This window comes from Paraburkholderia sp. LEh10, assembly GCF_017814945.1.
Classification (GTDB): Bacteria; Pseudomonadota; Gammaproteobacteria; order Burkholderiales; family Burkholderiaceae; genus Paraburkholderia.
The window spans coordinates 1-25,845 of the sequence record NZ_JAGIPX010000031.1 but is presented as its reverse complement, the minus strand read 5'-3'; the positions used below and the strand labels follow the sequence as shown (position 1 = coordinate 25,845).

The 25,845-nt window shown below is 61.6% G+C and carries 22 protein-coding genes and 1 tRNA gene; 6 read left to right on the top strand and 17 right to left on the bottom strand.

Going from position 1 to position 25,845, the window contains the following annotated elements; all coding sequences use genetic code 11:
- Positions 1–261: 261 nt before the first annotated feature.
- The gene (locus tag J8I87_RS24320; protein ID WP_209934539.1) at positions 262–2,916 is read left to right on the top strand and encodes a DNA topoisomerase III; all 2,655 of its coding nucleotides are present in this window, start codon (positions 262–264) and stop codon (positions 2,914–2,916) included.
- A 140-nt stretch (positions 2,917–3,056) separates the two neighbouring features.
- Here J8I87_RS24320 and J8I87_RS24315 read toward each other — a convergent pair whose 3' ends face one another.
- Positions 3,057–4,148 carry a LysR family transcriptional regulator gene (locus J8I87_RS24315; RefSeq protein WP_209934538.1) on the bottom strand — a complete coding sequence of 364 codons (1,092 nt, stop codon included), beginning with the start codon at positions 4,146–4,148 and terminating at the stop codon, positions 3,057–3,059.
- Positions 4,149–4,481: 333 nt separating this feature from the next.
- A complete protein-coding gene (locus J8I87_RS24310) occupies positions 4,482–6,338 on the bottom strand; it encodes a phosphoenolpyruvate carboxykinase (GTP) (RefSeq protein WP_209934537.1) in 1,857 nt (618 codons plus the stop codon).
- Positions 6,339–6,686: 348 nt separating this feature from the next.
- On the opposite strand from J8I87_RS24310, the gene J8I87_RS24305 reads away from it, so the two are divergent.
- Positions 6,687–7,700, top strand: a complete 1,014-nt coding sequence (locus J8I87_RS24305) for a D-2-hydroxyacid dehydrogenase family protein (protein WP_209934536.1) — start codon at positions 6,687–6,689, stop codon at positions 7,698–7,700.
- A 50-nt stretch (positions 7,701–7,750) separates the two neighbouring features.
- On the opposite strand, the gene J8I87_RS24300 is transcribed toward J8I87_RS24305, so the two are convergent.
- Both J8I87_RS24300 and J8I87_RS24295 read right to left on the bottom strand, forming a co-directional pair.
- Positions 7,751–8,617, bottom strand: coding sequence for a patatin-like phospholipase family protein (locus J8I87_RS24300; RefSeq protein WP_209934535.1), 867 nt, complete (start codon positions 8,615–8,617; stop codon positions 7,751–7,753).
- 53 nt (positions 8,618–8,670) lie between these two features.
- Positions 8,671–9,075 carry a PaaI family thioesterase gene (locus J8I87_RS24295; protein ID WP_209934534.1) on the bottom strand — a complete coding sequence of 135 codons (405 nt, stop codon included), beginning with the start codon at positions 9,073–9,075 and terminating at the stop codon, positions 8,671–8,673.
- Between the two features lie 215 nt (positions 9,076–9,290).
- Between J8I87_RS24295 and J8I87_RS24290 the strand changes: the two genes are divergently transcribed.
- A tRNA-Lys gene (locus J8I87_RS24290) sits at positions 9,291–9,366 on the top strand.
- Positions 9,367–9,434: 68 nt separating this feature from the next.
- On the opposite strand, the gene J8I87_RS24285 is transcribed toward J8I87_RS24290, so the two are convergent.
- From J8I87_RS24285 to J8I87_RS24240, 10 genes are all read right to left on the bottom strand, one after another.
- A complete protein-coding gene (locus J8I87_RS24285) occupies positions 9,435–9,704 on the bottom strand; it encodes a DUF4148 domain-containing protein (protein WP_209934532.1) in 270 nt (89 codons plus the stop codon).
- Positions 9,705–9,898: 194 nt separating this feature from the next.
- Positions 9,899–10,744, bottom strand: a complete 846-nt coding sequence (locus tag J8I87_RS24280) for an anti-sigma factor family protein (RefSeq protein ID WP_209934531.1) — start codon at positions 10,742–10,744, stop codon at positions 9,899–9,901.
- On the bottom strand, positions 10,741–11,259 hold the full coding sequence (locus J8I87_RS24275) for an RNA polymerase sigma factor (protein ID WP_209934530.1): 519 nt from the start codon (positions 11,257–11,259) through the stop codon (positions 10,741–10,743). The genes J8I87_RS24280 and J8I87_RS24275 overlap by 4 nt, the downstream gene beginning before the upstream one ends.
- 143 nt (positions 11,260–11,402) lie before the next feature.
- Positions 11,403–12,095 (bottom strand): anti-sigma factor family protein, encoded by a 693-nt coding sequence (locus J8I87_RS24270; protein ID WP_245254126.1) that lies wholly within the window; start codon positions 12,093–12,095, stop codon positions 11,403–11,405.
- A gap of 208 nt (positions 12,096–12,303) precedes the next feature.
- Positions 12,304–13,095, bottom strand: a complete 792-nt coding sequence (locus J8I87_RS24265) for an ABC transporter substrate-binding protein (RefSeq protein WP_209934527.1) — start codon at positions 13,093–13,095, stop codon at positions 12,304–12,306.
- Between the two features lie 21 nt (positions 13,096–13,116).
- The gene (locus J8I87_RS24260) at positions 13,117–13,959 is read right to left on the bottom strand and encodes a carbon-nitrogen hydrolase family protein (protein ID WP_209934525.1); all 843 of its coding nucleotides are present in this window, start codon (positions 13,957–13,959) and stop codon (positions 13,117–13,119) included.
- 10 nt (positions 13,960–13,969) lie between these two features.
- The gene (locus J8I87_RS24255) at positions 13,970–15,124 is read right to left on the bottom strand and encodes a pyridoxal phosphate-dependent aminotransferase (protein WP_209934524.1); all 1,155 of its coding nucleotides are present in this window, start codon (positions 15,122–15,124) and stop codon (positions 13,970–13,972) included.
- Positions 15,125–15,452: 328 nt separating this feature from the next.
- Positions 15,453–16,844 (bottom strand): ATP-dependent RNA helicase DbpA, encoded by a 1,392-nt coding sequence (dbpA, locus tag J8I87_RS24250; protein WP_209934523.1) that lies wholly within the window; start codon positions 16,842–16,844, stop codon positions 15,453–15,455.
- A 14-nt stretch (positions 16,845–16,858) separates the two neighbouring features.
- Positions 16,859–17,044 (bottom strand): hypothetical protein, encoded by a 186-nt coding sequence (locus tag J8I87_RS24245; protein ID WP_087732256.1) that lies wholly within the window; start codon positions 17,042–17,044, stop codon positions 16,859–16,861.
- 210 nt (positions 17,045–17,254) lie between these two features.
- A complete protein-coding gene (locus tag J8I87_RS24240) occupies positions 17,255–18,262 on the bottom strand; it encodes a helix-turn-helix domain-containing protein (protein ID WP_209934522.1) in 1,008 nt (335 codons plus the stop codon).
- Between the two features lie 345 nt (positions 18,263–18,607).
- Between J8I87_RS24240 and adh the strand changes: the two genes are divergently transcribed.
- Together adh and J8I87_RS24230 are read left to right on the top strand one after the other, a co-directional pair.
- Positions 18,608–20,128, top strand: a complete 1,521-nt coding sequence (adh, locus tag J8I87_RS24235; RefSeq protein ID WP_209934520.1) for an aldehyde dehydrogenase — start codon at positions 18,608–18,610, stop codon at positions 20,126–20,128.
- Positions 20,129–20,202: 74 nt separating this feature from the next.
- Complete coding sequence (locus J8I87_RS24230) at positions 20,203–20,598, top strand: DUF779 domain-containing protein (RefSeq protein ID WP_209934519.1); 396 nt, start codon at positions 20,203–20,205, stop codon at positions 20,596–20,598.
- A 57-nt stretch (positions 20,599–20,655) separates the two neighbouring features.
- Here J8I87_RS24230 and eutC read toward each other — a convergent pair whose 3' ends face one another.
- The 3 genes from eutC to eat all read right to left on the bottom strand — a co-directional run bounded on the left by eutC (position 20,656) and on the right by eat (position 24,321).
- Positions 20,656–21,447: an ethanolamine ammonia-lyase subunit EutC gene (gene eutC, locus J8I87_RS24225; RefSeq protein WP_209934518.1), complete on the bottom strand. Its 792-nt coding sequence runs from the start codon at positions 21,445–21,447 to the stop codon at positions 20,656–20,658.
- Complete coding sequence (locus J8I87_RS24220; RefSeq protein ID WP_209934517.1) at positions 21,444–22,838, bottom strand: ethanolamine ammonia-lyase subunit EutB; 1,395 nt, start codon at positions 22,836–22,838, stop codon at positions 21,444–21,446. Before J8I87_RS24220 ends, eutC begins: the two co-directional genes overlap by 4 nt.
- Positions 22,839–22,917: 79 nt before the next feature.
- Positions 22,918–24,321: an ethanolamine permease gene (gene eat / locus J8I87_RS24215; RefSeq protein WP_209934516.1), complete on the bottom strand. Its 1,404-nt coding sequence runs from the start codon at positions 24,319–24,321 to the stop codon at positions 22,918–22,920.
- A gap of 336 nt (positions 24,322–24,657) precedes the next feature.
- Between eat and J8I87_RS24210 the strand changes: the two genes are divergently transcribed.
- Positions 24,658–25,476: an AraC family transcriptional regulator gene (locus J8I87_RS24210; protein ID WP_313065674.1), complete on the top strand. Its 819-nt coding sequence runs from the start codon at positions 24,658–24,660 to the stop codon at positions 25,474–25,476.
- The last annotated feature ends 369 nt before the right edge of the window (positions 25,477–25,845 follow it).

Sequence of the window (25,845 nt, the reverse complement as noted above, 5' to 3'; positions counted from 1 at the left end):
ACCGTTTAAAAGCGGCACGGCACTTGCAGAAATCATCGCGCGACGTGGGAGATCCGCCCGCGACACGGCGGAGAGCGCGTCGAGCAACGGCCGTCACATGCTTGCCCAATCGATCTGGGCGCAATTATGATGACCCGCTTTTTTGCGGCGCACTGATTGCCGTTACGGCGGCGTGTGCTATAAAGCGGTCGTTAATGGGTGCCAAACCCGGGCGGGAAAACCCGAGGGTACCAACCCGAATCCACCAATTTATTTTCAGTCATGTCCAAAGCACTGATCATCGCCGAAAAGCCATCCGTCGCGAACGACATCGCGCGGGCTTTGGGCGGTTTTACCAAGCATGACGAGTACTACGAAAGCGACGATTACGTGCTTTCGTCGGCCGTCGGCCATCTCGTGGAGATCGCTGCGCCCGAAGAATATGAAGTCAAACGGGGCAAATGGAGTTTCGCCAATCTCCCCGTTATTCCCCCACATTTCGACTTGCATCCGATCGCGAAAAGCGAATCCCGGTTGAAAGTGCTGAACAAGCTCATCAAGCGCAAGGACGTCGAACGCCTGATTAACGCATGCGACGCGGGGCGCGAGGGGGAGCTGATTTTCCGCCTGATCGCGCAGCACGCAAAAGCGAAGCAGCCGGTGCAACGTCTGTGGCTCCAGTCGATGACGCCCGCCGCGATCCGCGAAGGCTTCGCACAGTTGCGCAGCGACGTCGAAATGCAGCCGCTCGCGGATGCGGCGCGTTGCCGTTCGGAGGCGGACTGGCTCGTCGGCATCAACGGCACGCGGGCAATGACCGCGTTCAACAGCAAGGGCGGCGGCTTCTTCCTGACCACCGTCGGCCGCGTGCAGACGCCGACGCTGTCGATCGTCGTCGAACGCGAAGAGAAGATTCGCCGCTTCGTGCCGCGCGACTACTGGGAAGTGAAGGCGGAGTTCGCCTGTGCAGCGGGCTTCTACGAAGGCCGCTGGTTCGACCCGAAGTTCAAGAAAGACGAGTTCGATCCGGAAAAGCGCGATTCGCGCCTCTGGAGCCTGCCGGCTGCCGAAACGATCGTCGCTGCCTGCCGTGGACAACTCGGCACTGTGACGGAAGAATCGAAGCCGTCGACGCAACTGTCGCCCGCGCTTTTCGACCTGACCAGCCTGCAGCGAGAAGCCAACGGCCGTTTCGGCTTCTCTGCGAAGAACACGCTCGGGCTCGCTCAGGCGCTATACGAAAAGCATAAGGTGCTGACCTATCCGCGTACCGACGCACGCGCGCTGCCGGAAGACTATCTGGAGACGGTCAAGCACACGTTGGAAATGCTCAAGGAGAGCAACAACTATCTGCCTCACGCGAAGCAGGTGCTCGACAAGGGCTGGGTGAAGCCGAACAAGCGCATCTTCGACAACTCGAAGATCAGCGACCACTTCGCCATCATCCCGACGCTGCAGGCGCCGAAGTCGCTGTCCGAGCCGGAGCAGAAGCTCTACGACCTCGTCGTGAAGCGCTTCCTCGCCGTGTTCTTCCCGGCCGCCGAATATCGCGTGACCACTCGGATCACAGAAGTCGTCGGGCATCACTTCAAGACGGAAGGCAAGGTGCTCGTCGAGCCGGGCTGGCTGCAGGTCTATGGCCGCGAGTCGGGCGGCGAAGACGCGAACCTCGTCCCGGTGCAAATGGACGAAAAGGTCAAGACGGACAAGATCGCCGCACAGCAACTGGTTACGAAACCGCCCGCGCGATACAACGAAGCGACGCTGCTGTCGGCGATGGAAGGCGCGGGAAAGCTCGTCGAAGACGACGAACTGCGCGAAGCAATGGCCGCAAAGGGGCTCGGCACGCCGGCCACGCGCGCGGCCATCATCGAAGGTCTGCTGGGTGAAAAATATCTGGTCCGCGAGGGCCGCGAGCTGATTCCGACGGCCAAGGCATTCCAGTTGATGACGCTGCTGCGCGGTCTCGACGTGAAAGAACTGACTGCGCCGGAACTGACGGGCGAGTGGGAATACAAGCTCTCGCAGATGGAGCGTGGCAAGCTGCCGCGCGATGCGTTCATGCAGGAAATCGCCCGCATGACGCAGACCATCGTCAAGCGCGCAAAGGAATACGACTCGGACACCATCCCCGGCGACTACGCGACGCTGCAAACGCCTTGCCCCAATTGCGGCGGTCAGGTGAAAGAGAACTATCGGCGCTTCGCGTGTACGAAGTGCGAGTTCTCGATCTCGAAGATTCCTGGCGGCCGGCAGTTCGAAATCGAGGAAGTCGAAGAGTTGCTGCAGAAGAAGGAGATCGGGCCGCTGTCCGGTTTCCGCAGCAAGATGGGCCGTCCATTCTCGGCGATCCTCAAGCTCTCGTACGACGACGAAACCAAGAACTACAAGCTGGAATTCGATTTCGGCCAGGACCAGGGCGGCGAGGACGGCGAGGCGCCGGACTTCTCGGAGCAGGAGCCGGTCGGCGCATGTCCGAAATGCAGCGGCAAGGTCTTTGAGCACGGCATGAGCTATGTCTGCGAAAACTCTGTCGCAAGTCCGAAGACCTGCGATTTCCGCTCGGGCAAGGTCATCCTGCAACAGGAAATCGCGCGCGAGCAGATGGCAAAGCTGCTGCAGGACGGGCGCACCGACCTGCTGACGAACTTCAAGTCGTCGCGCACGGGCCGCAACTTCAAGGCATATCTCGTCAAGCAGAGCGACGGCAAGATCGGCTTCGAGTTCGAGAAGAAGGAAGCGAAGGAAGGCGCCGCGAAGACCGCAGCTGCGAAGTCCGCAGCCAAGGCAGCGCCCGCGGGCAGTGATGAGGCCGCGAACGAGGCGCCCGCGAAGAAGGCCGCGGCTAAGTCGGCTGCGGCCAAGAAAGCGCCGGCCAAAAAGGCAGCCGCCAAGACGACGGCGGCGAAAACCGCAGCGCGCAAGACGGGTTCGTAACGCGCATTCGTCACGCGTCGCTGCAAACCCTGAACAATCGCGCAACAAAAAGCGCAGTCACCTTTTACGGTGACTGCGCTTTTTTATTGACCGCCGGCGCGCCGCCCTGTTGCGGCACCGCCAGTTGTTTCAAAGCTGCGTCAGTGCGTCGGCGTGACGATGCTGCGCGAACGGTTCAGCGTGCGTGTCGACGGCTTCGCGGTGATTTCGCTGTCCAGCAGGCTCGACAACGGCTCCGCGCCGTCGAACGCTTCGGGCGGCATGGACATCGCCGCCGATTCGAGCATCGACGGTGTGCGCTCCACGCCGTCCTTCACCCACTGTTCGCCAAGCTTGCTGTTCGGCGTCTGGTTGAAGTGCTCGACGAGGTGATCGATGAACGTGCGCACCTTTGCCGGCAGGTGACGGCGGCTCGGGTACGCGATGTTGATTTCCACCTGCGGCAGACGGTAATCGCTCAATAGCCGCACCAGCTTGCCACGCGTCGTATCGCGCCCGATCAGATAGCTCGGCAGGATCGCGATGCCCATGCCGAGCAGCGCGAACTGGCGCAGCATTTCCGTGTTGTTGGCGACGATCACGTTCGTCGGACGCACGCGCACTTCGCCGTCCGGACCCGTGAACACGCGCTCGTCACCCCAGTATTCGGACGGCAGCGACAGGCACGGATGCTCGAGCAATTGCTCCGGTCGCGTCGGCGTGCCGTGCTTCTCCAGATAGGCGGGCGTCGCGCAGACGGTCATGCAGCCCGTCGTCAGGCGGCGCGTCACGATGCTTGCGCTACGCATATGTCGCGCGATCACGACACCCACGTCGAATCCTTCTTCGACCAGATCGACCTGCCGGTCAACGAGCGTCACGTCCGGAATCACCTTCGGGTAGCGCTCGGCGTAAGTCTGTAGCACAGGCGCGAGGTTATGCAGCCCGAATACGACGGGCGCGACGATGCGCAGCGTGCCAACGGGCTCGTGATTGCGCGCGACGACCATCTGCTCGACGTCCTCGAGCTCGTCGAGAATTTGACGGGCCCGTTCCAGATAAACCTGACCGGACTCGGTCAACGAAAGACTACGCGTAGTGCGATTGAGCAGTCGGGTACCAAGGCGGCCTTCGAGATCGGCGACGTGGCGGGTGGCGACTGCGTTCGAAATATCCATCGCGCTAGCCGCGCGGGCGAAACTTCCGAGATCCGCCACTTTGACGAATACTCGCATCGACTGCAAATGATCCATGGACAACTCCTGCCGTATTACCGCTCCCTCGCGAACAGGAAGCACACTTGGAATTTTCCTACGACCAGGGAAATCCTGCAGAAGTTGCCTCCAACTGAAGAAATTTTATAAAAATTTGAGTCAATGTCCTCGGGGACGGAATGCGGATGGGTCGATTGTTTCCGCCGTGGAAACAATTTGCTGCATTGCATTCGGAACGCGTGATGTGTTCGAACAGCGAAAGCGATACATGGGCGGAGGGGATCGGGGTCGAACGCAGGCCCCATATTCCGCCGCAAGCATGAAAAAGCCGCCCAAAGGCGGCTCGACCAGCGTTAGCGTTTGCTTACGTCATCAGGCGACAAGCTTTCTCTCCAGCGCGCTTCGCGCATCTTGCAGTGCGGCAGGCATGCCGTGCTTCAACGTATTGAACAATTCGTCGTGCAATGCCAATTCCTTGCGCCACGCGGCATCGTCGACGGAAATCACCTGGTTGAACTGCTCGCGGGAGAAGTCGAGTCCGCTCCAGTCGATATCCTCGTAGCGCGGCGAAATGCCGAACGCATGCTCCTCGCCTTGAGCTTTGCCTTCGATCCTGTCGACCATCCAGCGCAGCACGCGCATGTTTTCGCCGAAGCCCGGCCATACGAACTTGCCGTCGTCGCCCTTGCGGAACCAGTTGACGCAGAAAATTGCCGGCGTGCGCACGCTCATCTGTTCCAGTTTTGCCCCCGTTTTCAGCCAGTGGCCAAAGTAGTCGCTCATGTTGTAGCCACAGAACGGCAGCATCGCGAACGGATCGCGCCGCACGACGCCTTGCTGCCCGGCCGCTGCCGCCGTCGTTTCCGAGCCCATCGTCGCGGCCATGTAGACGCCTTCGACCCAATTACGCGCTTGCGTCACGAGCGGCACGGTGGTCGAACGGCGGCCGCCGAAAATGAACGCGTCGATCGGCACGCCCGCCGGGTTTTCCCAGTCCGCATCGATCGACGGACATTGCGCGGCGGGCGCCGTGAAGCGCGCGTTCGGGTGCGCCGCCTTGCGGCCCGTTTCCTTCGCGATGGCGGGTGTCCAGTCCTTGCCCTGCCAGTCGATCAGATGCGCGGGCGGCGCGTCCGTCATGCCTTCCCACCAGACGTCGCCATCGTCCGTCAACGCGACGTTCGTGAAGATCACGTTTTCCTTCAGCGTCGCCATTGCGTTGAAGTTGGTCTTCTCGCTGGTGCCGGGCGCGACGCCGAAATAGCCCGCCTCCGGGTTGATCGCGTACAGACGTCCGTCCTTGCCCGGCTTGATCCATGCGATGTCGTCGCCGATCGTCGAAATCTTCCAGCCGTTCATGCCTTCAGGCGGAATCAGCATCGCAAAGTTGGTCTTGCCGCATGCCGACGGGAACGCGGCCGCGACGTGGTGCTTCTTGCCTTCCGGCGATGTCACACCGAGCACCAGCATATGTTCGGCGAGCCAGCCTTCGTCGCGGCCCATCGTCGATGCGATACGCAGCGCAAAGCACTTCTTGCCTAGCAGCGCATTGCCGCCATAGCCCGAACCATAGCTCCAGATTTCGCGCGCTTCCGGAAAATGAACGATGTATTTCGTGTCGCTGCAGGGCCACGCCACGTCCTTCTGGCCGGCAGCGAGCGGCGCGCCGACGGAATGCACGCACGGCACGAAATCGCCGTCCTCGCCGAGCACGTCGTACACCTTGCGGCCCATGCGCGTCATGATCCGCATATTCGCCACGACGTACGGGCTGTCGCTCAGCTCGACGCCGATATGTGCGATCGGCGAACCGAGCGGGCCCATCGAGAACGGCACGACGTACATCGTGCGGCCGCGCATCGCGCCGTCGAAGAGACTGTCGAGCGTCGCCCGCATTTCGGCCGGTTCAACCCAGTTGTTGGTTGGGCCCGCGTCCTCGCGGCGCCGCGAACAGATGAACGTGCGATCCTCGACGCGCGCGACGTCGGATGGATCGGACCATGCGAGATAGGACTTAGGCCGTTTGGCCGGATTGAGCTTCTTGAGGGTGCCGGCTGCGACCATTTGCGCACACAGGCGGTCGTATTCCTCTTGCGAACCGTCACACCAGACGATCCGCTCCGGCTTTGCCAGCGCTGCGACGCGCTGCACCCACTCGATCAGTTTTTGATGTTTGACCCAGGCAGGCGCTTGAACCGTCGAATGGCCTGCGAATGCGGGATGATTCATCGAGCTGTCTCCGTTTTGGTAGAAGAAGAAACGGTGCTAGCCCAGCGACGCTGCATGCGAGAGGCGGCGATCGGGCGCAAGGCAATGCGGCGCGCGATCGTACAGGTCGTAAGGGCCATTCCAGCCTGTCGCCGACTCGTTGAAACCGTCTGTAAAGCGGCTTGCGCGGACATGCAACAAACTGTTAAAAACGAGGGAACTTGCCCAGCCGTCGTGGCTCCGTCATAGCGGCACCTTATACGGTACGGCATTCAAAACAAGCATCATGTGGTCCAGGTCACATGGTGGGACACCCAAACACGACTCTCCGTTCCGCACCCACGTGGTGCGCCGCAAAACTTATACGCCATGAAGATTGCCATCCTTGACGACTATCAAGACGCCGTCCGCAAGCTCGACTGTTTTCAACTGCTCGCTGACCACGAGGTCAAGGTTTTCAACAACACCGTTCGCGGCCTCGGCCAACTGGCCAGTCGTCTCTCCGAAGTCGACGCGCTGGTCCTGATTCGCGAACGCACGCGCATCAGCTCGCAACTGCTCGATAAGCTCCCGCATCTGCGCATGATCAGCCAAACGGGCAAGGCCGGTCAGCATATCGACATGGCTGCCTGTACGGAGCGCGGAATCGCCGTGCTCGAAGGCGTCGGCTCACCGTACGCGCCCGCCGAGCTGACGTGGGCCCTAATCATGGCCGCGCAGCGGCGCATTCCGCAATACGTAGCAAACCTTAAGCAGGGCGCCTGGCAGCAATCGGGGCTGAAGACGTCGGCATTGCCGCCGAACTTCGGGCTCGGTCAGGTATTGCGCGGCCAGACGCTCGGCATATGGGGTTACGGCAAGATCGGCCGGCTCGTGGCCGGCTACGGCAAGGCGTTTGGGATGAACGTGCTGATCTGGGGCCGCGAACACTCGCGTGAAGCGGCCGTCGCCGATGGCTATACGGTGGCCGAAAGCCGTGAAGCGCTGTTCGAGCAAAGCGACGTGCTGTCGTTGCATTTGCGTCTGCATGATGACACCCGCGGCATCGTCAAGCAGGACGATTTGATGCGCATGAAGCCGACTGCGCTGTTCGTCAACACGAGCCGCGCCGAGTTGCTGGAAGAAAATGCGCTGATGGGCGCGCTGTCGCACAACCGGCCTGGTATGGTTGCCATCGATGTCTACGAAAGCGAGCCGATCCTGCAGGGCTACAGCCTGCTGCGGATGGAAAACGTGATCTGCTCGCCGCACATCGGTTACGTAGAAAAGGAAAGCTACGAGCTGTACTTCAGCGCGGCGTTCAAGAACATTCTTGCATTCGATCAGGGCGACACGTCGAGTGTTGCGAATCCGGAAGCGCTACAAGGTGGCCGCCGGAAGTAAAGTGCATGCGGCCCGCTGCGGGGCCGCCCTGTTGCTGTTATGCACATGCTTCAATCGTGCGCAGCTGCATCAAGCATTTCAGGGACGCGTTGTAGAAACTGCTCGCCATCGACCCGGCCGAGGTTGTACGCGTGCTGCATCTGTGACGGACTCGTGTAGTCCCAGCTTGAAATCGGCACCTTGCGCGATGGCTGCACGTAAATGCGCTGTTGCGCGCCGTGCGGCACCACGAACATCTGCGGACGCGGATAAATGCGCGTCACCATCACGAGCACTTTGCCAGGCGCCGGATCGAGCGCGCCGACGGGCACGTTGTCCACCATGCCGCCATCCAGCACAGGCCGTCCGTTGCGTCGCAGGACGGGCGTAAAAGGCGGCGTACACGACGATTGGAGAATCAGGTCCGCGAGTTCATCGACGTTCGCGCAATCCTGCGCGCGCACGAATTCCGGATGGAAGCCGAGCGCGCGGCCAAGCGTCGGGTGCAGCGTCTTGCGGATGTATTTCTCGATGTTGTACGCGATCAGCCCGGCGGCGACGGCGCTGCGAGTGCCCAGCCAGCGCGGCACGTGCGACACGCCGATGCGGATTTCCGGCGCCTTCGACAGTCGCGAGAAACCGTCGCCGTAAATGTCGAGTAGCGCCTGGCGGTAAATCCGGTAATGCGGAAACACCGATTCGCCGCGCAGCAGATTGCCCCAATAGGCGTTCTTCGTGTTGTTGCGCAGCGCGTTCTTGTAATAGCGCATCACCCAGTCGGCGTCGCGGGTGTAGAGCATGCACGCTGTCGCCGCGCCGGCCGAAATGCCCGTGATGACGCGCGGCCGGATATCCAGTTCCGGCTGGACCACGTCCCAGAAACCAGCCTGCCACCAGCAGCGATTTCCGCCGCCGGCGAATACGACCTGATCGAACATCCGCTATTTCCTTCGATTGCCGCGGCGCGCTCGCGCCGTCCGTGCGCACATTGTCAGTTGAGCAGCGCGTAAGTGGTGGTGGCATGGACGGCCATCTTGCCGTCCTCATCGATGAGTTCGACTTCGCCGAAGACGAGATTGCGGCCCATGCGCAATACGCGGGCCGTGATCACGACGTCGCCCTTGCGGACGGCGCGCATGAAACTGATGTTCAACGAGACGGTGGTCATCGGCTTGAATCCGCCGAGCGCGGCGGAAATGGCGATGATCATCGCGGTATCGGCGGCGGCCATGAAAACCTGGCCGCAGATTACGCCGCCGCTGTGCCGCAACTCGCCGGAAAACGGCAAACGCAGCGTCGCGCTTTCATCGTCGACTTTCACCGGCGTCAGCGACAACGCTCGCACCCAAGGGGCGAGCACACGGTCGAGCAACGCCCGGACTTCGTTTTCGTCCATCGTTATTTCCCGTTATTGCGGCACGTTAACGTCGCGCAGCATGGTGTCGCGACATGATACCGGGACGAACGCCCGTACGCTCCGATGGTGCGTTCGGCGGCTTTTTTTTTGCGATCCACGCGTCGGACAGTCGCCTCGTCTGCGAACTCTTTTTAAGAAATTTGCGAGATACACTTGCCAAACTCGAAATACTCCTGCATAATTTCGCTTCTGTTGGGGCGTTAGCTCAGTTGGTAGAGCAGCGGACTCTTAATCCGTAGGTCGAGTGTTCGAGTCACTCACGCCCCACCAAGATATTTGAAAGGCCGGTCTAGCGAAAGCTGACCGGCCTTTTGCATTTTTCCCGCTACCGACACCGTTCAATTCCCAGGCGCTGCCGCATCCGAAGCCGCCTTCGCCATCCGGTTCGCGCTATCGGCTTTAGCGAGCGCCTGCTTCTTCAGATAGTCGACTGTTTCTTGATAAACGGGACTCACGTCGGGATACGAGGCATCGGTGACGAAGTTCAATCCATTCTGCTGCGCTTCGATCAACTCCTGATACACCTGCGCGCGCGTCTTGCCTTGCGCGAAGACATTCGTCGAACCGAGTGCTGCGACGGATACGGCCAACAGTGCGAGCATCTTCATTTCCAACTCCTTTGAAAACGTGCGGTACGCACACTGACAAACCGCGCGACGCCGCGATCTATTCCCGGCTGCCGATCAAAAAAACCGTTTCATCGCTGTTTGATAAATTCGCATCACTAACTATCTTTGGCGAAACAAAAACGGCCACATCCGCAGACGCAGCCGTCATAGCAAAAACGCTACAAAACAAAACATCAACCCGGCGTCGCTCCCGTCAATTGCGCGTACACATCGTGAGCGATCTGCAGCATGACCTTGCGATCGATACCGCCCGACACCGCATACCCGAAATCGCCATCGACCCAATAGAACACATTGACGGGCCCTTCCTGATACAGCTTGAACGCGGTCGTATTCGCATTCACCTTGCGGTGAGAAATGCAAAGCGTCACGCGCTCGCCCTTCGCGTTGTGGTACATGAACTGCGCGACAGGGCCATCGTCACCCGGCAACACGCGGCCGCCCGCGAGCTCGAATCCGCTTTTGGTGAGCATCGGCGGATGCACGTCAGTGCCGAGTTTGTTCGCGAGGTACTGCACGAACTCTTCTTCGTGGTCCTGGCCAATCTGCGCAGGACGATCGACGGCCGGCATATACACGACATGCGCAAGCGCCGCCTTTTGCGCGAACACTTCCGAAGCGTCCGCGCTGACGGGCCGCGTGCTCGATCCATTCGGCGATCCATTCGACGACGGATTCGCCCACGGCGCCGGCATGTCTTTGCCCAGATTCGTGCCCACGCCGATCCCCACGCCCAGCACCAGCGCAGCCGCCATGCCCGCGAATTGCGGCCAGTTCGCCGCATCGAGCCAGCGACGCTTTTCGGGCACGCGCAAGCGTGCGGGCACGGGCTCGTTCAACACGTGGTCATAGCGCTCATGAAACATGTTGTTGAGCGAAAAGTAGTCGCTGACGCGCGTGGCCAACGCGGGATTCATCTCGATCGCGCGCTCCACCTCTTCACGGCGTTCGTCGGACAGCGTGCCATCCACATACGCGTGAATGTCTTCTTCGCTGATTGGAGTTTGTTGATCGCTCATCGCACCACCTTCAGTTTGGCGCCGGGCTGAGCACCCGCCATCAACGCGCGCAAACGCTCGCGTCCCCGCGACAGCCGCGACATCACCGTGCCGACGGGAATGTCGAGTGCGATCGCAACTTCCGCGTAACTCATTTCCTCGAGCCCAACGAGCAACACGACCTCGCGCTGATCGGCGGGCAAACGCTGCAATGCGTAGTCGAGATCGCGTACTTCGAGCGAGCGTGTCTGCTCGCCCGATACCGCAAATTCGCTTTCGACGATGCTTTCGTCGTCGACGGAAACGTGGACCGCACGCGTCGACGACTTGCGCACCTGATTGACGAATACGTTATGCATGATCGTAAAAAGCCAGGCGCGCAGGTCCGTCCCGGCCTGAAACATTTTCGTGCGCGTCAGCGCGCGTTCGAGCGTGTCCTGCACGAGATCGTCCGCGAGATCGCGATTACTGATCAGCGCCCTTGCATAGCGTCGCAATCGCGGCACGTGCTCCATCAACTCGTTACGGATGTCCATTTCCTCTACCCGTCAGGTATTGCTCGGCGCGCATCGCCTCTTGAAGCAGAGAACACAACCTGCAACATTTTATTCCGCCTGTTTTTCGCCAGCACAACAAGCGCGTGCGAATCGGCAAAGCGCGCGTTCAGTCACGCTCCCGCTCAATCACGCTCCGTCAGCGCATCGGCGGCCCGCATCAGCCCGTGTGTGGCCGCGTGTCCCGCCAGCACGTAGCGCCTGCCATGCAGGGTCCATGTCAGCAGACGCACGTCGCCGACACGCTGCGCGATCCAGTGCGGCTTGTCGGCCGCGAACGGCGCCGAAGCCGAAAGCAGCAGGACAGCATCGCCGTCTGCGTTGCGGTAGTTGAGCACGTCGATGCTCGCGAGCGCGTTCGGATGATGCTTCGCTACCGCGGCGAGCTTCAGTCCTAGAGGCGCGAGATCGGCGGCATGCGGATCGTCAGGCGCGGTCGCCGGCACCTGATCGGCCCGCTGACCCGAAGCCCGCGCGAGCGCCATGACGGCCGCGGCATCGAGCATTTCCGCCGATACGCGCGACGCAAGAAGCCACCCGCTCGCCGCCAGCATGGCCAGCGCGATGCCAAGCAACGCCACGCTGATACGCCGCACAAAGAAGCGGTGCAGCGCCGAACTCAGCCCGGTCGCTTGCGCGCACTGCGCACCCAGCGCGCCGATGCGCTGAGGAAACGCGCCTTCAAACACGCTGCGCATCTGCATGTTCAGTTGCCGATAGAAAGCGATCCTTTCAGCCTCGCGCGGACGCGAGCCAAGATATTTCCGCACGCGCGCCGCCCGCTCCGGCGGCAGATTGCCGTCGGCGAATGACTGCATGTCCGCTTCCGTGAGCGGCGTGTCGGACGGGGAATGGCTGCGGGACATAACGGTTCAGTCGTGCAAAAGTCGGGCTCTTGCTTGCGCTAACAGGACCATTGGGGCTTTATTCCACCCCCTTTCACCGATTTATTCGTCAGATGTTAAGCAAAAAGAAACGCGCCGCATGACAAGCCATGCGGCGCGTTTCTATGGAAGCCGAAGCGGATTACTTCGCCGAAACGTCGATATTGCCGAAGTACTTTTCCGCGAGCGTCTTGACGGTGCCGTCCGCCTGCACCTTGGCGATCGCCGCGTTCAACTGGTCGCGCAGCGCCGTGTCGCCCTTGCGGATGCCGAACGCGATGCCGCTCCCGAGGATCTTGTCATCACGCACGGGCTGGCCGACGAAAGCGAAGTCCTTGCCGTCCGGACGCGACAGGAAACCCGTTTGACCGGCAGGCGCGAGCACGAGCGTCGCATCGAGGCGACCCGCGACGAGATCCGTATAGACCTGATTCTGGTCCTGATACGGCACGACCGCCACACCAGCGCCTTCCCAATGGGCCTTCGCGTACGTCTCCTGAATCGACGCCTGCAACACGCCGACGCGCTTGCCCTTCAGCGATTCGGGCGTCGGTTGCAGGCCGCTGTCCTTGCGCGCGATGAGTTGCGTCGGCACGCGGTAGATCACGTTGGTAAAGTCGATCGCCTGGCGGCGCTTTTCCGTTGCGTTCATCGCCGAGTTGATTGCGTCGAACTTGCGGCCCTGCAACGCGGGGATCAAACCGTCGAATGACGTCTCGACCCAGCTGCATTTGAGGTTCGCCGTCTTGCACACCGCATTGCCGATGTCGATGTCGAAGCCCTGCAACTCGCCATTCGAGCCCTTCGATTCGAACGGCGGATACTGCGCTTCGAGCCCATAGCGCAGCGTCGTCGCGTCGGCAGCCATCGCCGGGACCGTCGTTACCGATGCAAACGCGCACGCCAGCATCAGCAGATTCTTCACAAGCTTCATTGTTGATCTCCTTCGTTATATTCAATGCACGTCAGATGGCGTAGCGATGCGCCGATGCGTGAGCACCGGCAAGCGGTTGCGCGCTTCGTCGAGCGCGGTCTGGGTCAGCGTCGCGAGCGCGATGCCGGGTCCGTCGTCGTGGCGCGCGAGCACTTCTCCCCACGGCCCGATGATCATACTGTGGCCAAAAGTGCGCCAACCGTTCGAATGGGTGCCGCATTGACCGGACGCGAGCACGAAGGCCTGATTCTCGACGGCGCGGGCACGCAGCAGCAGTTCCCAGTGCGCGAGCCCCGTCGTATGCGTGAAGGCGGCGGGCACGGCGATCACATCGGCATCGGGCCCCGCGCGATACAGCTCGGGAAAGCGCAAGTCGTAGCACACCGACAGGCGCAGCGCGCCGAACGGCCCGTGCGCCGTGCCGATGCTGTCGCCGCCGACCATCGTGTCGCCTTCCGCATGTTGCTCCGCGCCCTGGTTGAAGCTGAACAGATGGATCTTGTCGTAGCGCGCCGCGCATTGCCCGGACGGATCGAACACCAGCGACGTGTTGTACGCATGCGTGCCGACCTGTGGGCCGTGCGACGGACGGATAGGCACGGTGCCGCCTATCAGCCACGCGCCCGTCTCGCGCGCGAGCGCGGACAATGTCTGTTGAACCGGGCCGTCGCCGAACGCTTCGGCCAGCGCGACGCGCCGCATTTCATCGTCGCCGATCCAGCAGAAGTATTCGGGCAGACAAATGAGCGTCGCGCCCTCGCGCGCCGCTTCATGCACCCATCGGCGCGCTTCGCCGAGATTCTGCTGAACGTCCGCGCTGCTGCTCATCTGAACAACAGCGGCCTTGATCGATTCCTGCATCATCGCGTGGTCCTCAAATGGAGCGCAGACGGCGCGCACCTTCGATCAGCGTCGCATCGTCCTTCGAAAAGCTCAGACGAATGAGCCCGTTATCCGTACCGTCGGTATAGAACGCCGACAGCGGAATCGTCGCGACCTTCGCATCGCGGATCAGACGCAACACGAAGTCGCTGTCGCTTTCGTCGGAGAAACCGCGAAAACGCGCGAGCATGAAGAAGCTGCCTTCGCTCGGCAACAGCTCGAAGCGCGACTCGCGCAGTTCGCGCGCGAGCAGATCGCGCTTGTGCTGATAGAACTCCGACAGGCCCAGGTAGCTCCGCGGATCGGAGAGCGCCTCGACGAACGCGTATTGCATCGGCGTATCGGCTGAGAACACCATGAACTGATGGACCTTGCGGATCTCGTCCATCAGCGCCGCGGGCGCGAGGCAGTAGCCGACGCGCCAGCCCGTCACGTGATACGACTTCCCGAACGACGACACGATCACGCTGCGCTCCGCCAGTTCGCGGTGACGCGCCATGCTGTGATGCTGCGCGCCGTCGAACACGACATGCTCATACACTTCGTCGGACAGAATCACGATATCCGTGTTGCGCGTGACGGCCTTCAGGCGCTCGATATCGGCGTCGCTGAAAATCGTCGCGGTCGGATTGTGCGGCGTGTTGACGATGATCATGCGCGTCTTCGGCGTGATCGCCGCGGACACCTCTTCCCAGTTCACGCGGAAGTCCGCCGCCGAGAGCTTGATCGCAACCGGCTTCGCGCCTTGCAGGCGCACGATGGGTGCATAGCTGTCGAACGACGGCTCGAAGTAGATCACTTCATCGCCGGGATGCACGAGTGCGCTGATCGTCGAATACAGCCCCTCGCTCGCGCTGGCGATCACGGTCACTTCCGTCGAAGGATCGTAGTGCACGCCGTACAGCGTCTCGACCTTCGCGGCGAGCGCCGCGCGCAATGCGCCGATGCCCGCCATCGGCGCGTACTGGTTGTGACCCGCACGCATCGCCTTGGCCACGCCTTCGACGAGCGCCTCGTCGGGCGCGAAATTCGGCGCGCCTTGCGACAGGTTCAACGCGTTGTGTTCGGCGGCCAGTTGACCGATGACCGTGAAAATCGTCGTGCCGACGTCCGGCAATTTAGAGCGTGCTTGCAAAGCGCTCTGCATGAAATTTCTCCTTCTCGCTGCAAATCGGCGGACCCTGCGTGATGCGTCGGTCCCGCACAGTTTGAACGATTAGGCAACAATGCGGGCGCGAGAACAATCGAAACTTTGTCATGCGCGGCATGCGTTTGGCTCATGCTGCCGGCGTTCGCGGCGCGACGCGCACAGCCGCGTCGAACGCACCTGCAGTCTGGCGAAGCGGAACACCAGCGATAGCAGGGTAATCCCGCAGGTATGAAAAGGACTGATGCCTTTGATGCCGGGCATCCGGATGAACGCGTAGCGAGGGCTGCGCCGCAAGGGCAACGCTGCACGCTGCCCTCGCGCGCGTTCACTCGTCCATCAGACGCACCTTCACCTTCTTGCCCTTGACCTTCCCCGCGCTCAGCTTGCGCAGCGCGTCACGGGCGATGCCGCGATCGACGGCGACGTAAGTCGAAAACTCCGTCACGTTGATCTTGCCGACCTGCGAGCCGTTGAAGCCTGCGTCGCCCGTCAGCGCGCCGAGCACATCGCCGGGCCGGATCTTCTCCTTGCGGCCGCCGAGAATCTGCAGCGTTTCCATCGGCGGCAGCAGCGGTTCGTCGCTGGCCGCCTTCAGTTCCGCGAGCGGATGCCACTCGACATCGCGTCCTTGCGCCTCTTCGATCCCGCCGACGCGCCCCATCTCGTTCATGCTTGCGAGGCTCAGTGCCCAACCGTCCTGGTCCGCGCGGCCCGTGCGGCCGATCCGATGCACGTGCACTTCGGGGTCCGGCGTGACGTCGACATTGATCACCGCTTCGAGCTGCGCGATATCGAGGCCGCGCGCGGCGACGTCGGTTGCGACGAGCACCGAGCAACTGCGATTCGCGAACTGGATCAACACCTGATCGCGTTCGCGCTGATCGAGCTCACCATGCAGCGCCAGCGCATGAAAACCTTGCGCGCGTAGCACGTCGAGCAGGTCGCGGCACTGATTCTTCGTGTTGCAAAACGCGATCGTGCTGACAGGCCGGTAGTGATTCAGCAGCAGACCGACGGCGTGCAGCCGCTCGTCTTCCGTCACCTCGTAAAAGCGCTGCCGGATCTTGCTGTCGTCGTGCCGCTCTTCGAGCTTCACCTCCTTCGGGTTGCGCAGGAACTGCTGGCTCAGCTTCGCGATGCCTTCAGGGTACGTCGCCGAAAATAGCAGCGTCTGCCGCTCTTTCGGACATTGACGCGCGACCTTCGCGATGTCGTCGAAAAAGCCCATGTCGAGCATGCGGTCCGCTTCGTCGAGCACGAGCGTGTTGAGTGCGTCGAGCGAGAGACTGCCGCGCTCCAGATGATCCATGATGCGCCCCGGCGTGCCGACGACGATATGCGCGCCATGCTCGAGACTGGCCGTCTGCGGACGCATCGGCGTGCCGCCGCAGAGCGTCAGCACCTTGATGTTCTCTTCGGCGCGAGCGAGGCGGCGGATTTCCTGTGTGACCTGATCGGCGAGTTCGCGCGTCGGGCACAGCACCATCGCCTGCACCGCGTAGCGGCGTGCGTCGAGCCGCGCAAGCAACGCGAGCGAGAACGCCGCGGTCTTGCCGCTGCCCGTCTTCGCCTGCGCGATCAGATCGTGGCCGGCGAGCGCGATGGGCAGGCTCACGGCCTGAATGGGCGTCATCTCGGCGTAGCCGAGTTGCGAGAGGTTCGCGAGCGCCGCTTCGGAAAGCGGTAGTTCGCTAAAGGGGCGAGCTCTATCGGTCATATCGATGTGCGGGCTTAGTTATAGGGGCGGCCTTCGATCTGCTCATAAACGATCGTGCCGTCGTCGGCGTCGAAGCGCTCGACGTAGTTACGCGCGCCGCACATCGGGCAGCGAAACAGCAAACCCTGTCCTTCGTTCTTGATGACGACGTCCGACTGCTCCCACTGCGCGCCGCAGCTCTGGTTGATGCAAGTAAACACGGTGATTCTCCGGCTGGATTTCGTTGAGCGTCTTCGTCCGCATGCGAAGGCGCGATTGCATCGCAAGGCCCTGACGCGCGCGTTCGCGCATTGCCGCGGACACGGGCCAGCTTGCGATTCATCGATGAGGATGGTTGATCGGGTGGCGAACGAAGTTCGCGCATGCCGCAATTTTAGCGGATGCGCGCGGGACAGCCCGCAGCCAGCATGCTAGTGCGCCACCCGCATGCTTGTGGATGTGTGAACCGCTTTCAGCGTTTCGGAGGGACGCATGCCGAAAAGCTTGCGATAGTCGGTCGCGAACTGGCTCAGATGCCAGAAGCCCCATGCGGCCGCGACATCCTGCACCGTGCGCTCGCCGGGCGCTGCGCCGCACAGATCGCGACGCGCGCCGTTCAGACGGAGCGCTCGCAGATAGTTCGCGGGCGCAAGCCCGAGCACATCCTGAAAGCAGTACTGCAGCGTGCGGCGGCTCACATGCAGATGCTCACACAACTCGGGCACGCCGACGGGCCGCTCGCGATTGGCGAGCACATAGTCCCGCGCTTCAGAAACGATCCACTGTCGGCGCGGCCGCGCGGGAATGGCGGCAGGCTCGAGCGCACTCGCTGCACAAAGATCGAGCAGCGACGATAGCACCGACGTTTGCAGATTGCGCCGCGCGCGTTCAGAGAGCGCAACGCTTGCCGACTCGTCGAGGACGCTGCGCAATAGCGCGCAGAATCGCGCCTTGTTTGCAGCGTCGATTGGAATGATGCCTGTGCGCGCGGCCTGCTCGGCCAGATCCGCGTATTCGACGCACGCCGAATGCCGATCCAGCATCTCGCCGCACACGACCACGCCGAAAACCGCGTAGCCGGCTGGCGTCAGCAATTCGAATTCGACGCCGCCACGCTGAAACGCAAGCGACTCGCGGCCGATCGGCTGCGAGTCGATGCGGCCCGTGTTGGCTTCCTCGGCGGGAATGCCGAACCAATAGGCGTCAGCGGGCACTTCACATGTCTGACGCAGGGTTTCGCTCGTGGTCTCGCAGAACAGGTGCATGTCGTCCAGATGCAGGCCCGTCAATCGCCCGACGAAACGGCCCGCCGTGAGCTGATCGTAAGTCTGCGTCCAGCCGTGCAGATTGCGCGCCTGTTCATCGGCGTCGTGCGCGACGCTCGTTTCGACACGGCATGCGGCCGCGTGCGCGGACAGAGAAAAAAGATCGGTCGTCATACGGGGCGTCGATGATGAGCGTGCATTCGCACGTGACATTGCAAACGAGCATACACCAACGCAATTCCCATGCCGATGAGGTCGACGTGTGCTCCACTGCACATCGCGCCCCTCTGTTCATTTGATGAACATCGACTTTTCGAAGTGCTCACGGATGCAACGGCCGCGCTGAGCACATCACGCGTTTGAGGCAGCGTGCATCGCGACGGTGCCTTGCGCGCCCGCATCAGTCACACACCCGCGCATGCTGGCACGCTTCTGGCGATAAACACGCCCGGCAGCAGCATAGCCAGGTGACATATCCAGACGAATACATCGCGATCCGATCATGTGAGGAGCACACAGATGAATCACGCAGAGATGAAGTTTCTGACCACCGAGTTTCCGTATAAGAAGCAGTACGCAAATTTCATCGGTGGGGAATGGGTGAAGCCCGTTGGCGGCGAGTACTTCGACAACGTCTCGCCGATTACAGGCGAGCCCTTCACGTCGATTCCGCGTTCGCGTGAAGCCGACATCGAGCTGGCACTGGACGCCGCGCATCGCGCGAAGGCCGCATGGGGCAAGACGTCGACGACGGACCGCGCGAACATTCTCAACAGGATTGCCGATCGCATGGAAGCGAATCTGCAACGCCTCGCAGTCGCGGAGACGATCGACAACGGCAAGCCGCTGCGTGAAACGATGGCGGCCGACATTCCCCTCGCGATCGATCACTTCCGTTATTTCGCGGGTGCCGTCCGCGCACAGGAAGGCGGCATCTCGGAGATCGATCACGATACCGTCGCTTATCACTTTCATGAGCCGCTAGGTGTAGTCGGCCAGATCATTCCATGGAATTTCCCGATCCTGATGGCCGCGTGGAAACTCGCGCCCGCACTTGCAGCAGGCAATTGCGTCGTGATGAAGCCGGCTGAACAAACGCCCGCATCGCTGCTCGTGTTGATGGAACTGATTCAGGATCTGCTGCCGGCCGGCGTGCTGAATGTCGTCAATGGCTTCGGTCTCGAAGCGGGCAAGCCGCTCGCGTCGAACAAGCGCATCGCGAAGATTGCATTCACGGGCGAAACGACGACAGGCCGCCTGATCATGCAGTACGCGAGCCAGAACCTCATCCCCGTCACGCTCGAACTGGGTGGCAAGAGTCCGAACATCTTCTTCGCCGATGTGCTGGACAAGGACGACAGCTTCTTCGACAAAGCGCTCGAAGGCTTCGCGATGTTCGCGCTGAATCAGGGTGAAGTGTGCACGTGCCCGTCGCGCGCACTGGTCGAGGAATCGATCTACGACCGCTTCATGGAGCGCGCGGTCAAACGCGTCGCGGCGATCCAGCAGGGACATCCGCTCGATACGAGGACGATGATCGGTGCGCAGGCATCGCGAGAGCAATTGGAAAAGATTCTGTCGTACATCGATCTCGGCAAGCAGGAAGGCGCGCAGTGCCTCGTCGGCGGCGAGCAGAACAAGCTGGACGGCGAACTCTCGAAGGGCTATTACGTGAAGCCGACCGTGTTCCGCGGCCACAACAAGATGCGGATCTTCCAGGAAGAGATTTTCGGGCCGGTCGTTTCCGTCACGACGTTCAAGAACGAAGAGGAAGCGCTCGAAATCGCCAATGACACGCTCTATGGCCTCGGCGCAGGCATCTGGACTCGCGACGGCACGCGCGCGTACCGCTTCGGCCGCGAGATTCAGGCGGGCCGTGTATGGACGAACTGCTATCACGCGTATCCCGCGCATGCGGCGTTCGGCGGCTACAAGCAATCGGGCATCGGGCGCGAAAATCACAAGATGATGCTCGACCACTATCAGCAAACCAAGAATCTGCTCGTCAGCTATAGCGACAAACCGTTGGGTTTCTTCTGAGCGTAGTCCTGTTGGGCGGATCGCGCGATGCGGTTCGCCCGCTTTTTCAGCGGTCAAGTGAAAGAGGAAGCGCGATGAACGAAGAAAGCGTTGCGCGCGTCGTGGCGACGGATGCGGCCATCAAACTGATCCAGCAGTTGAGCGCCGAGCATGGACCGATCATTTTTCATCAATCGGGCGGATGTTGCGACGGCAGCGCGCCAATGTGTTTTCCGTCGAATGAGTTCATGGTCGGCGGCTCGGATGTCCGGCTCGGCATGATTGGCGGCGTGCCGTTCTACATGAGCGAATCGCAATTCGACTACTGGCAGCACACGCAGTTGATCATCGATGTCGTGCCGGGCAACGGCGGCATGTTTTCTTTGGAGCGGCCGACAGGACTGCGATTCCTGACCCGCTCGCGTCTGTTCGACGACGAAGAGAATGCGTGGCTCGACAAGCATCCGGTGAGCCGGGCTGATGCGGTTTAGCGTTGCCGTGATGTAGTTTGCCGTGAGTGCCCGGACGTTGGATCACATCCAGGCACTTCAATATTTTTTCGAAGCGTCTTCTATGATCGTTGCCGATTCCGCCTGAAGCAGCGCGTCACTGTCGTCCTTCAGACCGACACCCGTCAGACCGAGACGTCGCGCATGCGTCAGCAGATAGTGCAACTTGTGCGCAGCCGCTTCGTAGCCGAGACCTTCAGGGCGCACGTTCGAAATGCAGTTGCGTTGCGCGTCGCTGCATCCCACTTTCGGCGCGTACGTGAGATAAATGCCCAGACTATCCGGCGAACTCAGTCCCGGCCTTTCGCCGATCAACATCACGACGAGCTTCGTCTTCAGCAACTCACCGATCTCATCGCCCAACGCGACACGCGACTGGCGCGCAACGACCACAGGGCCGATCTTCCAGTCGGCGAGCCGCTTCGTGATGGCCAGCAACAACGGAATCGATTGCTTCGATGCCGCGAACGCCGAGAGTCCATCGGCGATGACAAAGACTACTTCGGGTATATCGTTCGTCGCCGCGTTGCTCAACGTCGCGCGGCTTTCGTCGGACAAGCGGCGCCCCAGATCAGGACGCCGCAAATAGTGCTCGCGATCCGGGGCGGCGCTATGCACATCGAGCGACGTGAAGCCTTGCGCGCGCAATTGCTCGTGCAACACATCGGCATCGAGCGGATGATGCACGGCGTCGCGCGCCTGCGCATGCGAGAGATTGAACGCCAGCAACGGCGCGGTCGGCAGGCTGTTGCCCGCGCGGCCCAGTGCGATGCGCGCGTTCGTGAACGCACGCAGCGCCTGCCACGCGTTCTTTTCGATCGAATCGCTCATGCGATACCCATCCATTCATTCGCGCCTTCGAGCAGCGGCTGACGCACGGGCGCATTGAGCAGCGCGCCGCGCGTGTCCGTGATCTGCATCGACTCCAGCCATTCCTCGAATTCAGGCGCGCGGCGCAGGCCCAGCACGTCGCGCACGTATAGCGCGTCGTGAAACGACGTGCTCTGATAATTCAACATCACGTCATCTGCGCCGGGAATGCCCATGATGAAGTTGATGCCCGCGACGCCGAGCAGCGTCAGCAGATTGTCCATATCGTCCTGATCGGCTTCGGCGTGATTCGTGTAGCAGATATCGCAGCCCATCGGCACGCCGAGCAGCTTGCCGCAGAAATGATCTTCGAGACCGGCGCGCGTGATCTGCTTGCCGTCGTACAGATACTCGGGGCCGATGAAGCCGACCACCGTATTCGTCAGAAACGGGTTGAACTGACGCGCGACGGCGTACGCGCGCACCTCGCACGTCTGCTGATCGACGCCATGATGCGCGTTGGCCGACAGCGCACTGCCCTGCCCCGTCTCGAAGTACATCACGTTGTCGCCGACCGTGCCGCGCTTGAGCGACAGCGCCGCGTCATACGCTTCCTGCAGCAATGCGAGCGTAATGCCGAATCCCGCATTCGCCTTCTCGGTGCCCGCAATCGACTGGAACACGAGATCGACGGGCGCGCCTTTCTCGATGGCGGCGATCGTATTGGTCACATGCGTGAGCACGCACGACTGCGTCGGCACCTGATAGCGCGTGCGAAAGTCGTCGATCATCACGAGCAGACCGGTGATGGCCGATAGGCTGTCCGACGCGGGATTGATGCCGATCATTGCATCGCCGCACCCGTACATCAATCCGTCGATCATCGATGCGGCAATGCCTTTTACGTCGTCCGTCGGATGATTCGGCTGCAGGCGCACGGACATATGACCCGGCAAGCCGACCGTATTGCGAAAGCGCGTGACGACGGGCCGCTTGCGCGCCGCGAGGATCAGATCCTGATTGCGCATCAGCTTCGACACGGCCGCGACCATCTCGGGCGTAAGGCCTTGCGTAATGCGCATGAGCGCGCTCGTATCCGTCGTACTCGACAGCAGCCAGTTGCGGAATTCGCCCACCGTCAGATGCGCGATTTCGGCGAACGCTGCGGGCGAATGCGTATCGATGACGAGGCGCGTGACCTCGTCGCTTTCGTATGGAATCAATGCTTCGTTGAGGAACGTGCGCAACGGCACGTTCGCCAGCGCCATCTTCGCGGCGACGCGCTCTTCCTCACTCGCCGCCGCGATCCCGGCGAGCTGGTCGCCGGAGCGCAGCGGGCTCGCCTTTGCCATCAGCGTTTTCAGGTCGGCGAAACGATACGTACGGCTGCCGATTGTCTCCGTGTAGCTCATGTCGTGTACTCCTCGCCGCTGCGACTGCGCGGCTTGTTGCATGTGCGTCGGTGATGCTGTGTCTACTGCACCTGCCAGGTCATTCTTCGAGCAGCGCGTCGGCCGGCGCGACCTCGCGTTGTTGACGCGTGCTCAGGAAGTAGCCGTAACCGAGCGCGATGAAGGCCGCGAAAATGCCCGCGACGAGCAGGTTGAAATAGATCATCGTCGCCAGCGAAATCACTGCGGCACCGAGCGCGAACGCCGGGAAATACGGAAACAGCGGCGCGCGGAACGGACGCTCCATGTTCGGCTCGATGCGGCGCAGCTTGAACAGCGCGAGCATGCTGATGATGTACATCACGATAGCGCCAAATACCGACATCGTCACGATATTGGCAGTGAGCGTCTGTCCGCCGAACTGGATCAGTTCGTCGCTATAGATCGCGGCAATGCCGACTACGCCGCCCGCGAGAATCGCGCGATGCGGGGTCTTGAAGCGCGGATGCACTTTCGACAGCCATTCGGGCAGATAGCCGGCGCGTGCGAGCGCGAAGATCTGGCGCGAGTAACCGAGAATGATGCCGTGGAACGACGCGACGAGACCAAACAGCCCCAGCCACACGAGCATGTGCATCCAGCCGCTGTTCTCGCCGACGATGTACTTCATCGCTTGCGGCAGCGGGTCGTTGATGTTCGCGAGCTTGGTCCAGTCGCCCGCCGCGCCCGCGAACACCATCACGCAAACCGCGAGCACGACGAGCGTCAGGATGCCCGTCACGTACGCGATGGGAATGGAGCGCCTGGGATTCTTCGCTTCTTCGGCGGCCATCGCCACGCCTTCGATCGCAAGGAAGAACCAGATCGCAAACGGGATCGCGGCAAACATGCCGTGGAACGCGCCCATGCTGAACGTATCGGAGCCGGCCCAGCCGCCCTTCGTGAAGTTAGACCAATGGAAGCCCGGCGACACAACGCCCATGAACACCAGCAGCTCGAAAATGGCCAGCAGCGTCACGCACAGCTCGAAGGCCGCGGCGATCTGCACGCCGACGATGTTCAACGCCATGAAGACCAGATACGCGCCCATTGCCGCGTGCTTCGGATTGAGGTCCGGAAACTGGACGTGCAGATATGCGCCAATGGCGAGCGCGATCGCGGGAGGCGCGAACACGAACTCGACGAGCGTCGCCGCGCCCGCGATGTAGCCGCCCGTCGGGCCGAAAGCGTGGCGCGCGTAGGCGAACGGGCCGCCGGCGTGCGGGATCGATGTCGTGAGTTCGGTGAAACTGAAAATGAACGTCGTGTACATCGCCGCGATGAAGAGCGCGGTGATCACGAAGCCAAGCGTGCCCGCGCTCGCCCAGCCATAGCTCCAGCCGAAATATTCGCCGGAAATCACGAGACCCACGGCAATGCCCCAAAGCTGCCAGGTGCCGAGCGTCTGCTTCAGCTCGTGATGTGTGACGGTGCCTTTGTGCTGGGTTGTCGACGCTTCTTTCATCGGTGGCTCCCTTGTCGAAGTTGGCGGCGGGCTGGGCTCGCGTGGTCGGCCGTCGCGAGCTTTTACCGGCGGCATCTGGCGATGGTAGGAAGCCATTAATCGAGGTGTTATCGAAAATTGGCAAAGATGTGCGCGCCTCGGCGTGCGAGTTGGCTCGACCGGGTTAAGTCAGCGTTGAATGAATACGTCGAACTGTCGATCGACACACATGCACACGGCAAGTCCGCAGGATTTGGTAAATCGCCTCGTGCTATCGTGCTTTTCATCGCTCTTCTTCTACGATTGTGATGAACGACATCGGCCATCGCGCGCAATACCGCCGCGCGGCTCGCGTGCGTGCTCGATCATATTTACGATCACCTCGACGAGCCGTTGGACATCGAACGGCTCGCGGGGATCGCATGTCTGTCGCCGTTTCACTGGCATCGGATCTATCAGGCGATGTATGGCGAGACGGTCGCGACGACCGTGCGCCGGTTGCGCCTGCATCGCGCGGCGGGCTATCTCGCAAACGGCTCGATGCCGATTGCCGAGATCGCCGCGCGATCCAGGTATAGCAGCTTGCAGTCGTTCACGCGGACGTTCGGCGCCGTCTTCGGCATGCCGCCCGCCCAGTATGGGAAAGCCGGAACGCACATCCGGTTCCGGCCGTCTCTTGCGGACTCAGGAGGTCAACAAATGACGATGAGAGATGTGGTGATTCGCGACATCGAGGGCTTCGACGTGCTGACGGTCGATCATGTCGGCCCGTACATGCAGATCGGCAAGGCATTCGATTCGCTGATGGGCTGGCTTGCTTCGCGTGGGCTGCTATCGAACGAGATGCGCATGATCGGGATCTACTACGACGATCCGACGGCAGTCGCCGAAGGTGAGTTGCGCTCCAAAGCGGGCGTGTGGCTGCCTCGCGCCGCCGATGTTTCCGGCGATCCGCTTGTCAGCGTCACGTCGATCGTGGGCGGAAGGTACGCTGTGCTGCGGCATAAAGGGCCTTACGCGGATATGGCGGCGGCTTACCAGTGGCTCTATGGCGAGTGGCTGGTCAACTCGGAACATGAGGCCGCGAATGCGCCCGTGTTCGAAGAATATTTAAATAATCCGAAAGAGACTGCGCCTGCGAATCTGCTGACCGATATCTGTTTGCCGATAGTTTAGGAATGGTTCATGCTCGTTCCTGGTCTTCCTCTATTGTCGGGGCCTGGGTGAGCCGATGGAGCGGTACCGGGATTTGAGCGGTCGGTCGCCGGTGACGGCCTATGAGGCCTTCGAGCGGGCAATCGCCGTGCTTTTTCGGGACGGCACGCTGTATCTGTACGACTATGCGATGACGGGACAGCGGGATGTCGAAAGGATGAAGCGGCTGGCTGTCGCTGGGCAAGGGTTGGCGACGTATATTTCGCAGGTTGTGCGTGGGCGTTACGGCCGCAGGCTCCGGTGAGATCGGAGAAATCGAGTAGGGGACGGGGTTACCCCCGTCGCCCTCTCACACCACCGTACATGCGGTTCCGCATACGGCGGTTCATT

What these genes read in the sequence shown, in the direction of transcription:
- J8I87_RS24240 (WP_209934522.1), bottom strand. Translation starts at nt 18,262, where the DNA reads ATGACGACCGATCTTTTTTCTCTGTCCGCGCACGCGGCCGCATGCCGT.
- J8I87_RS24300 (WP_209934535.1), bottom strand. Translation starts at nt 8,617, where the DNA reads ATGTTCGATCAGGTCGTATTCGCCGGCGGCGGAAATCGCTGCTGGTGG.
- J8I87_RS24255 (WP_209934524.1), bottom strand. Translation starts at nt 15,124, where the DNA reads ATGCAGAGCGCTTTGCAAGCACGCTCTAAATTGCCGGACGTCGGCACG.
- J8I87_RS24295 (WP_209934534.1), bottom strand. Translation starts at nt 9,075, where the DNA reads ATGGACGAAAACGAAGTCCGGGCGTTGCTCGACCGTGTGCTCGCCCCT.
- J8I87_RS24315 (WP_209934538.1), bottom strand. Translation starts at nt 4,148, where the DNA reads ATGGATCATTTGCAGTCGATGCGAGTATTCGTCAAAGTGGCGGATCTC.
- eutC (WP_209934518.1), bottom strand. Translation starts at nt 21,447, where the DNA reads ATGAGCGATTCGATCGAAAAGAACGCGTGGCAGGCGCTGCGTGCGTTC.
- J8I87_RS24275 (WP_209934530.1), bottom strand. Translation starts at nt 11,259, where the DNA reads ATGGACATCCGTAACGAGTTGATGGAGCACGTGCCGCGATTGCGACGC.
- dbpA (WP_209934523.1), bottom strand. Translation starts at nt 16,844, where the DNA reads ATGACCGATAGAGCTCGCCCCTTTAGCGAACTACCGCTTTCCGAAGCG.
- J8I87_RS24265 (WP_209934527.1), bottom strand. Translation starts at nt 13,095, where the DNA reads ATGAAGCTTGTGAAGAATCTGCTGATGCTGGCGTGCGCGTTTGCATCG.
- J8I87_RS24230 (WP_209934519.1), top strand. Translation starts at nt 20,203, where the DNA reads ATGAACGAAGAAAGCGTTGCGCGCGTCGTGGCGACGGATGCGGCCATC.
- J8I87_RS24220 (WP_209934517.1), bottom strand. Translation starts at nt 22,838, where the DNA reads ATGAGCTACACGGAGACAATCGGCAGCCGTACGTATCGTTTCGCCGAC.
- J8I87_RS24260 (WP_209934525.1), bottom strand. Translation starts at nt 13,959, where the DNA reads ATGATGCAGGAATCGATCAAGGCCGCTGTTGTTCAGATGAGCAGCAGC.
- J8I87_RS24305 (WP_209934536.1), top strand. Translation starts at nt 6,687, where the DNA reads ATGAAGATTGCCATCCTTGACGACTATCAAGACGCCGTCCGCAAGCTC.
- J8I87_RS24270 (WP_245254126.1), bottom strand. Translation starts at nt 12,095, where the DNA reads ATGCAGTCATTCGCCGACGGCAATCTGCCGCCGGAGCGGGCGGCGCGC.
- J8I87_RS24310 (WP_209934537.1), bottom strand. Translation starts at nt 6,338, where the DNA reads ATGAATCATCCCGCATTCGCAGGCCATTCGACGGTTCAAGCGCCTGCC.
- eat (WP_209934516.1), bottom strand. Translation starts at nt 24,321, where the DNA reads ATGAAAGAAGCGTCGACAACCCAGCACAAAGGCACCGTCACACATCAC.
- J8I87_RS24285 (WP_209934532.1), bottom strand. Translation starts at nt 9,704, where the DNA reads ATGAAGATGCTCGCACTGTTGGCCGTATCCGTCGCAGCACTCGGTTCG.
- J8I87_RS24320 (WP_209934539.1), top strand. Translation starts at nt 262, where the DNA reads ATGTCCAAAGCACTGATCATCGCCGAAAAGCCATCCGTCGCGAACGAC.
- adh (WP_209934520.1), top strand. Translation starts at nt 18,608, where the DNA reads ATGAATCACGCAGAGATGAAGTTTCTGACCACCGAGTTTCCGTATAAG.
- J8I87_RS24280 (WP_209934531.1), bottom strand. Translation starts at nt 10,744, where the DNA reads ATGAGCGATCAACAAACTCCAATCAGCGAAGAAGACATTCACGCGTAT.